The organism is Streptomyces synnematoformans (assembly GCF_039531005.1).
Classification (GTDB): Bacteria; Actinomycetota; Actinomycetes; order Streptomycetales; family Streptomycetaceae; genus Streptomyces; species Streptomyces synnematoformans.
The window spans coordinates 1-9,742 of the sequence record NZ_BAAAPF010000270.1; the positions used below are offsets into that span (position 1 = coordinate 1).

The following is a 9,742-nucleotide window of genomic DNA, read 5'->3' on the forward strand; positions in this document are numbered from 1 at the left end:
CGGCGGTACGGGGGAGCCGGAGTCCCTGCGGCTGCTCCTGCTGGCGCTGAGCGGACCGCACGTCTCCGTCGCCGAGCCGGGCACGCCGGTGGCGCTGCCGGCACAGGCGGCGCGGGAGCTGGCGGCGGCGGTGGGTGCCGCGCTCGACAACGTACGCACGCACGTCGGGCCGGAGGCGCGAGCGTGGGTGCTGCTGGAGGAGGAGCCGGACGGCACGGTGGTGGTGACCGTACGGGACGACGGCCCCGGCATCCCCCGGGGCCGCCTGGCGGCGGCCGCGGCGGAGGGCCGGCTCGGCGTCGCGCAGTCCATCCGCGGCCGCCTGCGCGACCTGGGCGGCACGGCGGAGTGGGTCTCGACCCCGGGCCAGGGCACGGAAGTAGAACTCCGCCTCCCCCCAACCCCGGCCACCCCCCGCACCTGACCACCCGCCCGCGCGGAGAACGCCGCCCGCCCCGCGGCAACCGTGCGGCCCCGCGGGAGGCGATACGTGCTGAAACTGTCGACATGCGCCACCATGGTCCGCGGACAACCGTGCGTCCGCCGGCAGCAGGGAGGGAGCCGAGGTGGTCGGAGAAGTCAGCGGTGAGGTCAGGGTGATGGTCGTCGACGACCACCCCATGTGGCGCGACGCCGTCGCCCGCGATCTGGAGACCGCCGGGTTCGCCGTGGTCGCCACCGCCGGGGACGGGCCGCAGGCCGTCCGGCGGGCGCGGGCCGTCGTGCCGGACGTGCTCGTGCTGGACCTCAACCTGCCCGGGCTGCCGGGAGCGCAGGTCTGCAAGGAGGTCGTCGGCGCGCAGCCCGCGGTGCGGGTGCTGGTGCTCTCCGCCAGCGGCGAGCACGCCGACGTGCTCGAAGCCGTCAAGTCCGGCGCCACCGGCTACCTCGTGAAGTCCGCCAGCACCGAGGAGCTGATCGAGGCCGTCCGCCGCACCGCCCAGGGCGACCCGGTGTTCACCCCGGGCCTCGCCGGCCTCGTGCTCGGCGAGTACCGCCGGCTGGCCGGCGAGCCCGCCGCGGAGAGCGCCGACGAGCCCGAGGTGCCCCAGCTCACCGACCGCGAGACGGAGGTGCTGCGCCTGGTCGCCAAGGGGCTCTCGTACAAGCAGATCGCCGAGCGCCTCGTGATCTCCCACCGCACTGTCCAGAACCACGTGCAGAACACCCTCGGCAAACTCCAGCTCCACAACCGCGTCGAGCTGGTGCGCTACGCCATCGAACGCGGGCTCGACGACGGCTGAGCCGGGCCCCGCGCGCCGTTCCCCTACCCCCGGTCCCTCCACCGGGTGAACCCCGCCGCCGAATTGACAGGTTGGTGCGGTAATCCCGCTCGCTCCGTGTCGTGTGAGCTGGATCACCGTTAGCGTTGCTGCAGCGGGGTCACGACCGTCAGAAGGGAACACGTGATGCGGGTAGGAGTACTGACCGGTGGCGGTGACTGCCCCGGGCTCAACGCGGTCATCAGGGCCGTCGTCCGCAAGGGCGTCCAGGAGCACGGGTACGAGTTCACCGGCTTCCGTGACGGCTGGCGCGGGCCCCTGGAAGCCGACACCGTCACCCTGGACATCCCCGCCGTACGCGGCATCCTGCCGCGCGGCGGAACAATCCTCGGCTCGTCGCGCACCAACCCGTTGAAGATCGACGGGGGCATCAAGCGGATCAAGGAGAGCATGGGGAAGCTGGAGGTGGACTCGCTCATCGCCATCGGCGGCGAGGACACCCTCGGCGTCGCGCAGCGGCTCTCCGACGAGTACGGCATCAAGGTCGTCGGCGTGCCGAAGACCATCGACAACGACCTGTCCGCCACCGACTACACCTTCGGCTTCGACACCGCGGTCAACATCGCGACCGAGGCCATCGACCGGCTGCACACCACGGCCGAGTCCCACATGCGCGTCCTCGTCGTCGAGGTGATGGGACGGCACGCCGGCTGGATCGCCCTGCACTCCGGGCTCGCCGGCGGCGCGAACGTGATCCTGATCCCCGAGCAGCGCTTCGACGTCGAGAAGGTCTGCGGCTGGGTGACCTCCCGCTTCAAGGCCAGCTACGCGCCGATCGTGTGCGTGGCGGAGGGCGCGATGCCCAGGGACGGCGACATGGTGCTCAAGGACGAGTCCCTGGACGCCTTCGGGCACGTCCGGCTGTCGGGCGTCGGCGAGTGGCTGGCGAAGGAGATCGAGAAGCGCACGGGCAAGGAGGCCCGTACGACGGTCCTCGGGCATGTGCAGCGCGGCGGTACGCCCAGCGCGTTCGACCGCTGGCTCGCCAGCCGCTTCGGGCTGCACGCGATCCAGGCGGTGCACGAGGAGGACTGGGGCAAGATGGTCGCCCTGCAGGGCACGGACGTGGTGCGGGTGCCGCTGGCCGAGGCCACGGCGCGGATCAAGACCGTGGACCCGAAGCTGTACGAGGAGGTCGGCGTCTTCTTCGGCTGACGGGGCCGGCCGCCGGAAGACGACTTCCGGCGGCCGTGTTCCCGCGGCTGCGGGAGCAAACGCCCTGCGCGGGGCCGGGCGGGCCGGCCCCGCGCAGGCGGGGAGCGAGGGCTTCCCCCGGTCGGAACGAGCGGTGCGGTTCCCGCGTTACGCGGGAGCCGCCGCCAGCGCACTCAGGAGCTCCGACACGAGGTGCGAGCCGTTCAGGCTCAGCACCGACTCCGGGTGGAACTGCACCGACGCGAAGCGCTCGCCGCGCAGGGCGTGCACGTCGCCGCTGCGCGGGTCGCGGCTCAGCTCGACGCCGCGGGCCGCCAGGGCCGCCGCGGCGGCCGGGTCGCAGCGGGCGGTGTACGTGCTGTAGAAGCCGACCGTCTCCGGCCGCCCGAAGAAGTCGATCTCCTCCTGCGCCCCCTGGTACGGCACGGCCTTGCGGACCAGGGGCAGCCCCAGTTCGGCGGCGAGGAGCTCGTGGCCCAGGCAGACGCCGAGGAGGCCGTGCCGGTGGCCGCGCAGCAGCTCGCCGGCCAGCCCGCGCAGGACGCGCATCTTCGGGTCCGCGGTGTCCCCGGGGGCGCCGGGGCCCGGGCCGAGCACGACCGGGCCCTCGTGCGCCAGCGCCGCGTCCCGCAGGCCGGGCGCGTCGAAGCGGCGCACGTCCACCTCCGCCCCGGAGGCGCGCAGGACGTGGGCGAGCATGGCGGTGAACGTGTCCTCGCCGTCGACGACCAGGACCCGGCCGGGGGCACCGGCCGCCCCCGCGCGCGGGCCCGGCACGCGCTGCATGCGCAGCCAGAACGGCGACAGGTGCGTCCGGCGGGCCGCCAGTGCCGCCTGCACCTCCGGGTCCGCGGCGAAGCCCGCCCTGCCCCCGCCCGCGGCCCGCGGCGGCGCGGGGCGTACGTCGAGCGCGGCGAGCACCGGGGCGGGCTTGGCGCGGGTCTCGGCGACCTCGTCGGCCGGCCGCGAGCCGCGCACCAGCGTCGCGCCGACGGGGACCCGCAGCAGGCCGTCCGCGCCGATGTCGGCGGTGCGGATGAGGATGGGGGAGTCCAGGGTCTGCGCGCCGCCCGCGTCGCGGCCGAGGAGCGCCAGCGCGCCCGCGTAGTAGCCGCGGCCCGTCCCGTCCCGGCCCGGGGGCTCGTAGCGCTCGATGACGCGGCAGGCGTTCTGTACGGGCGAGCCGGTCACGGTCGCGGCGAACATCGTCTCGCGCAGCACGTCGCGCGCGTCCAGCGCGGTGCGCCCGCGCAGCTCGTACTCGGTGTGCGCCAGGTGCGCCATCTCCTTCAGCCGCGGCCCGACGACCACGCCGCCCTCCTGCGCGACGGTGCACATCATCTTCAGCTCCTCGTCGACGACCATGGAGAGCTCCTCGATCTCCTTGGCGTCGTGCAGGAAGGCCAGCAGCCCGGCGCGGTCCGGGCCGCCGGGCGGGTAGCGGTACGTGCCGCTGATGGGGTTCATCACGACGGTCCCGCCGGTCATCCGCACGTGCACCTCGGGGCTGGCGCCGACCAGGGTGCGCACGCCCGGGCGGTGCACGACGAAGGTCCAGTACGCGCCCTGCTCCCCGGCCAGCAGCCGGCGGAAGAGGGCGAGCGCGTCGGCGGCGCCGAAGCCGGCGACGCGGCCCTCGAAGGTGCGCCGGATGACGAAGTTGGCGCCCTCGCCGGTGCCGATCTCGTCGGCGAGGACGCGGCCGACGATCCCGGCGTACTCCTCGTCGGGCACGTCGAAGGCGCCGTCGGCGACGTGGACGGGGTGGTCCGGCAGGGCGTCGAGGAGCGCGGCGGCGGGCAGCTCGTGGACCTCGTCGGGGACCAGGACGGCCAGCGGCGTGCCGTCGTCGCGGACGTCGAAGCCGCGCTCGCGGATCTGCCGGTACGGCACGAGGGCGAGCGCGCCGGCGGCGCGGCCGGTGCCGGGGCCGGGCGCGGCACCGCCGTCGGGGAGGTCCGCGAGCCGGTCCACCTCGTGGACGGCGCCGAGGAGGACCTCCACGGGCGCGCCGGGGCGGCCGGGGGTGCGGCGGCGCAGCACGGCGAACGGCGGGGCGTCGTCGGCCAGCAGCCGGCGGACCAGGGCGGCGGCGTCCGGCGCGGTCTCCGGCACGGCGCCGGGCGCGGTCTCCGGCGCGTCCTGCGGCTGTGACCTTCGGTGATGATGCACGGATCGTTCCTTCCTACGACGGAGGGACCGACCCGCGGAAACGCCGAAGGGCGCCCCTCGGGCGGCCTTCGCGGAGTGTTCACGGGTACGCGAGATCAGGTGGCCGCCGGTTGGACGGGCCACCACCAGGTGCGGGCGTCGAGCGCGTACATGAGCGGAACCATAGCCTGACCCCGGCCCCTCCGGCAGCTCCGTGTCTCCTCCGTCTCACCTGTCGGTCACCGGCGGGGGCAGTGTGGGCGACCCCGTAATCTTGGTGGCGTGACTGTCAACGCCGAACCCGCCACGAGCGCCGCCGGTATCTCCCAGACCTGGCGCGACCTGCCCGCGGCGCAGCAGCCGGACTGGCCGGACCCTGCGGCTCTGCGCGACGTACTCGCCGAGCTGCAGACCTATCCGCCGCTGGTCTTCGCCGGCGAGTGCGACCAACTGCGTGACCAGCTGGGCGCGGTCGCCCGGGGTGAGGCCTTCCTGCTGCAGGGCGGTGACTGCGCGGAGGCGTTCGACGCGGTCTCGGCCGAGCACATCAGGAACAAGCTCAAGACCCTGCTGCAGATGAGCGCCGTGCTCACCTACGCCGCCTCCGTCCCGGTCGTGAAGGTCGGCCGGATCGCCGGGCAGTACTCCAAGCCCCGCTCCAAGCCGACCGAGACCCGCGACGGCGTCACGCTGCCCGTCTACCGGGGCGACTCGGTCAACGGCTTCGAGTTCACCCCCGAGTCCCGCACCCCGGACCCGGAGCGGCTGAAGCGGATGTACCACGCCTCGGCGGCCACGCTGAACCTGGTGCGCGCCTTCACCACCGGCGGCTACGCCGACCTGCGCCAGGTGCACGCCTGGAACCAGGACTTCGTGCGCTCCTCGCCCTCCGGCCAGCGTTACGAGGCCCTGGCCCGCGAGATCGACCGGGCCATGAGCTTCATGCACGCCTGCGGCGTGGACCCGGAGGAGTTCAAGACCGTCGAGTTCTTCTCCTCGCACGAGGCGCTCGTCCTCGACTACGAGTCGTCCCTGACCCGCACCGACTCGCGCACCGGCAAGCTGTACGACGTCTCCGGCCACATGGTCTGGATCGGCGAGCGCACCCGGCAGCTGGACCACGCGCACATCGAGTTCGCCGCGCAGGTCAGCAACCCCATCGGGGTGAAGCTGGGCCCGTCGACCACTCCGGAGGAGGCGCTGGCGCTGATCGACCGGCTCGACCCGGAGCGGATCCCGGGGCGGCTGACGTTCATCAGCCGGATGGGCGCGGACAAGGTGCGGGACCGGCTGCCCGCGCTGGTGGAGAAGGTCACGGCCTCCGGCGCCCGGGTGGCGTGGGTGTCCGACCCGATGCACGGCAACACCTTCGAGGCCGCCTCCGGCCACAAGACCCGCCGCTTCGACGACGTGCTCGACGAGGTCAAGGGCTTCTTCGAGGTCCACAAGGCGCTCGGCACCCACCCCGGCGGCATCCACGTGGAGCTGACCGGGGACGACGTGACCGAGTGCGTGGGCGGCGGCGACGAGATCTTCGTCGACGACCTGCACCAGCGCTACGAGACGGCGTGCGACCCGCGGCTCAACCGCAGCCAGTCGCTCGACCTGGCGTTCCTGGTCGCTGAGATGTACCGGGACCAGTGAGCGGGCCGGCCGCGGCGTAACGCAGGTCACGGCCGGACGGCTCTTTCACGGCGACCCCCGGGCCGGGTAAGGTTAGGATTACCTAATCGTCCCGACCCGGGGGTCCGTGTGTTCGTGTGCTCGTGCTTCGGCATCACCGAGGAGCAGGTGCGCGAGCACGCCTCGGCCGGGCGCTGCACCCCCCGCCAGATCGCCTCCGAGTGCAAGGCGGGCACGGACTGCGGCTCCTGCGTCCGCCGCATCCAGGCGCTGCTCGGCCGCGTCGCGGGCTGCGCCCGCCGCGAACTGCTGGAGGGCCGGCCGCCGCCGGGCGAGAGCGCCGCGCCGGCCGCCGCCGCCCCGCTGCCCGCGGAGGCCCCGCTGCCCGCGGAAGCCCCGGTGGCCGCCGAGGCCGCCTGAGCTACGCGCCGTCCGGCTGCTCGATCTGCTGCGCGAGGTACAGCGCCTCGCCGAGCTTCTCGATCAGGTCCAGCTGGGTGTCGAGGTAGTCGATGTGGTGCTCCTCGTCCTCCAGGATCGCCTCGAAGATGTTCGCGGACGTGACGTCGCTCTTGGCGCGCATCAGCTCGATCCCCCGGCGCAGCCGGTCGATCGCCTCCACCTCGATCTGCCGGTCGGCCTGGAACATCTCCGTGACCGTCTGCCCGACCCGGACGTGGAAGAGGCGCTGGTAGTTCGGCAGCCCTTCCAGCAGCAGGATGCGGTCCGTCAGGATCTCCGCGTGCTTCATCTCGTCGAACGACTCGGATCTCGTGTACTTCGCCAGCTTGGTCCAGCCGAAGTTCTCCTGCATCTTCGCGTGCAGGAAGTACTGGTTGATCGCCGTCAGCTCGGCCGTGAGCTGCTCGTTCAGAAATTCCAGCACCTCGGGGTCGCCCTGCATAACCGGGGCTCCTCTCCGCGTGGGTCGGTGGCGGGTCAGGCGCATCTTTGCACCACAGGGGCCGGGCGATCCAGTAAGTGCAGGCTTATCCCGGATGCCCTCATCCGGCCGGGCCGCCCCCGGTCATGACCATGTGCAAACGTCTGCCACCATGGGGTCATGGGTCAGTCGGAGCGCCACGAGGGGGACCTGCCTCCCGGCCAGCGGCTGCAGCGCGGCTGGCCCGTGACGCACTACGGCCCGGTGCCGCGGTTCAAGCCCGACCGCTGGGAACTGCAGGTCTTCGGGGCCACCGCGGACGGCGCGAAGCGGTCCCTCACGCACGACGAGTTCACGGCCCTGCCGTACGCGACCGTCGTCGGCGACCTGCACTGCGTGACGAAGTTCAGCATGCTCGGCGCCGAGTGGGGCGGGGTGCGGGCCCGTACGCTCCTCGGGCTCGCGCCGCCCGCACCCGAGGTCACGCATGTGATGGTGTGGGCCGAGTACGGCTTCAGCTCCAACCTGCGGGTGGCCGACTTCGCCGACGAGCGGACGATCTTCGCCACTCACAAGGACGGCGAGCCGCTGACCGCCGAGCACGGCTTCCCGGTGCGGCTCGTCGTGCCGCACCTCTACGCCTGGAAGGGCCCGAAGTGGGTGCGCGGCGTGGAGTACATGACGGCCGACCGCCGCGGCTTCTGGGAGGAGCGCGGCTACCACAACATCGGCGACCCGTGGCGCGAGCAGCGCTACTCGTACCAGGAGGAGCCCGGCGACGGGCCCGACCTCTAGGCGGGTGCGACGGCGGCGCTCAGCGGCGCTCAGCGGCGCCCAGCGGGTCGGGCACCGGCCGCTTCGAGCGCGCCTGGCCGGGCGGGCCGTCCGCCGTCCTACGGCGCCGCCGGCTCCCGCAGCTCCTTCAGCAGCGCGATGTCCGCCGCCGCCTTCGGCCCCCGCGGGCCGCCGCCGGGGGTCTCGATGATCAGCGGCACGCCCTCGGTCGCCGGGTGCCGCATCAGCTCGCGGAACGGCTCGGCGCCGATGTGCCCGGCGCCGATGTTCTCGTGCCGGTCCAGGCGGGAGCCGGCCGCGGCCTTGGAGTCGTTGGCGTGCAGCAGCCGCAGCCGGCCCGGGCCCGCCACCTCCACCAGCTCGTCGAGCAGCTGCTTCGCGCCGCCGCCCGCCGCCAGGTCGTGGCCCGCGGCGAAGACGTGGCAGGTGTCGAGGCAGACGCCGAGGCGCGGGTGGCGGTCCAGCAGGTCCAGGTAGGCGCCCAGCTCCGGCAGCCGGGAGCAGAGCGAGAAGCCCTGCCCCGCGGTCGGCTCCAGCAGCAGCTCCGGCGCCCCGGCGGCGTCGCCCAGCTCGTCGAGGAGCGGCAGCGTCAGCTCCCGCACCTGCGCGAGCGCGGTCTCCCGGGGCCGTCCGCCGGTCGCCGAGCCGGTGTGCACGACGACGCCGCGGGCGCCGATCGCCCGGCCGCGGCGCAGCGAGTGCCGCAGCGAGTCGACGGAGTGCGCCGCCGTCGCCGGGGTGTGCGAGCCGAGGTTGATGAGGTACGGGGCGTGCACGTACACCGGGATGTCCGCCTCGGCGCAGCGCCGGCGGAACTCCTCGTCCTGCGCCGGGTCGCCGGGCGGCGTCGCCCAGCCGCGGGCGTTGGCGACGAAGACCTGGACGGCCTCCGCGCCGATCAGGCGCGCGTGCGCGAGGCCCTTCGCGGCCAGGCCGCCGGCGACCGGCACGTGGCTGCCGACGGGGTTGCGTGCGCGGGGGCCGGGGCGGCCGGCGCGCGGGCCGTGCCGGTCGGGGGACGTACGGGAGGGCACGTCAGCGCACCCAGAGGGTGATCTCGCTGCCGCGCGGGGCCTCGTCGCCGCCGTCCACGGACTGCCGCCAGACGGTGTCGCCGAAGAAGATCTGGTTCACGTTCACGGTGAAGCCGGCGTCCTCCAGGGCCTGCTCGGCGTCGTCCACGCTCATGTCGACCACGTCCGGGACCTCCACCAGCTCCGGGCCCTTGGAGATCGTCAGCGTGACCGTGTCGCCGCGGCCCAGCTCCGCGCCGGGCTCCGGCGAGGTCTCGGCGACCGTGCCGGCGTCCTCCTCGGAGTGGACCGTCTCCTCGGCGACCTCGACCGTCAGGCCCTCCGCGCGCAGCTCCGCCGCGGCCTCGCTCTGCTCGTCGCCGACGACGTCCGGGACCTCGATCGGCTCGCCGCGGCTGACCACCAGCGACACCGCCCGGCCGGCCTTGATCTTCTCGCCGTCCTCCGGGTCGGTGCTGATCACGCGGCCGACGGGCAGCTCCTCGCTGAACGCCTCCTGCGTCACCCCCGGCTTCAGCCCGGCGTCGCGCAGCCTCTCCCTGGCCTCGTCGAGCGGGACCGCGTACAGCTCGGGGATCTCGACCATCTCCGGGCCCTTGGACAGCACGAGCGTGACGGAGTCGCCCTGCCGTATGCGGTTGCCGCCCTCGGGGTCGGTGCGGATGACCCGGCCCGGCTTGACCGTGTCGCTGAAGTCCTCTTCGACGTCGGCGTCGAGGTCCTCGCCGGACAGCATGTCCCGGGCCTCGGCCTCGGTCTTGCCCAGCACGAACGGGACCTTGGTGAACTGCCCGGAGTTTATGTACCAGACCCCCGCG

At 73.7% G+C, this 9,742-nt stretch carries 10 protein-coding genes; 6 read left to right on the forward strand and 4 right to left on the reverse strand.

Features of this window, described 5'->3' with window-relative positions:
* The 3 genes from ABD317_RS28490 to ABD317_RS28500 form a co-directional block, all read left to right on the forward strand.
* A partial coding sequence (locus ABD317_RS28490; protein WP_344293368.1) for a sensor histidine kinase occupies window positions 1–424 on the forward strand: 424 nt, incomplete at its 5' end.
* Between the two features lie 175 nt (window positions 425–599).
* Window positions 600–1,244, forward strand: coding sequence for a response regulator (locus tag ABD317_RS28495; protein WP_037781669.1), 645 nt, complete (start codon window positions 600–602; stop codon window positions 1,242–1,244).
* Between the two features lie 165 nt (window positions 1,245–1,409).
* Window positions 1,410–2,438 (forward strand): 6-phosphofructokinase, encoded by a 1,029-nt coding sequence (locus ABD317_RS28500; protein ID WP_344293370.1) that lies wholly within the window; start codon window positions 1,410–1,412, stop codon window positions 2,436–2,438.
* A 147-nt stretch (window positions 2,439–2,585) separates the two neighbouring features.
* On the opposite strand, the gene ABD317_RS28505 is transcribed toward ABD317_RS28500, so the two are convergent.
* Window positions 2,586–4,553: an anthranilate synthase family protein gene (locus ABD317_RS28505; RefSeq protein ID WP_344293380.1), complete on the reverse strand. Its 1,968-nt coding sequence runs from the start codon at window positions 4,551–4,553 to the stop codon at window positions 2,586–2,588.
* 318 nt (window positions 4,554–4,871) lie between these two features.
* On the opposite strand from ABD317_RS28505, the gene ABD317_RS28510 reads away from it, so the two are divergent.
* Both ABD317_RS28510 and ABD317_RS28515 read left to right on the forward strand, forming a co-directional pair.
* Complete coding sequence (locus tag ABD317_RS28510) at window positions 4,872–6,233, forward strand: class II 3-deoxy-7-phosphoheptulonate synthase (protein ID WP_027753723.1); 1,362 nt, start codon at window positions 4,872–4,874, stop codon at window positions 6,231–6,233.
* A gap of 108 nt (window positions 6,234–6,341) precedes the next feature.
* The gene (locus ABD317_RS28515; protein WP_344293373.1) at window positions 6,342–6,632 is read left to right on the forward strand and encodes a (2Fe-2S)-binding protein; all 291 of its coding nucleotides are present in this window, start codon (window positions 6,342–6,344) and stop codon (window positions 6,630–6,632) included.
* Between the two features lies 1 nt (window position 6,633).
* Here ABD317_RS28515 and bfr read toward each other — a convergent pair whose 3' ends face one another.
* Window positions 6,634–7,116 carry a bacterioferritin gene (bfr, locus tag ABD317_RS28520; RefSeq protein WP_027753721.1) on the reverse strand — a complete coding sequence of 161 codons (483 nt, stop codon included), beginning with the start codon at window positions 7,114–7,116 and terminating at the stop codon, window positions 6,634–6,636.
* Between the two features lie 159 nt (window positions 7,117–7,275).
* Here bfr and ABD317_RS28525 point away from each other — a divergent pair, with 159 nt between their 5' ends.
* Window positions 7,276–7,890: a molybdopterin-dependent oxidoreductase gene (locus ABD317_RS28525; RefSeq protein ID WP_027753720.1), complete on the forward strand. Its 615-nt coding sequence runs from the start codon at window positions 7,276–7,278 to the stop codon at window positions 7,888–7,890.
* Window positions 7,891–7,988: 98 nt separating this feature from the next.
* On the opposite strand, the gene ABD317_RS28530 is transcribed toward ABD317_RS28525, so the two are convergent.
* Window positions 7,989–8,924, reverse strand: coding sequence for a deoxyribonuclease IV (locus ABD317_RS28530; RefSeq protein ID WP_344293376.1), 936 nt, complete (start codon window positions 8,922–8,924; stop codon window positions 7,989–7,991).
* 1 nt (window position 8,925) lies between these two features.
* The gene (locus tag ABD317_RS28535; RefSeq protein ID WP_344293378.1) at window positions 8,926–9,693 is read right to left on the reverse strand and encodes a Stk1 family PASTA domain-containing Ser/Thr kinase; all 768 of its coding nucleotides are present in this window, start codon (window positions 9,691–9,693) and stop codon (window positions 8,926–8,928) included.
* Between the last annotated feature and the right edge of the window lie 49 nt (window positions 9,694–9,742).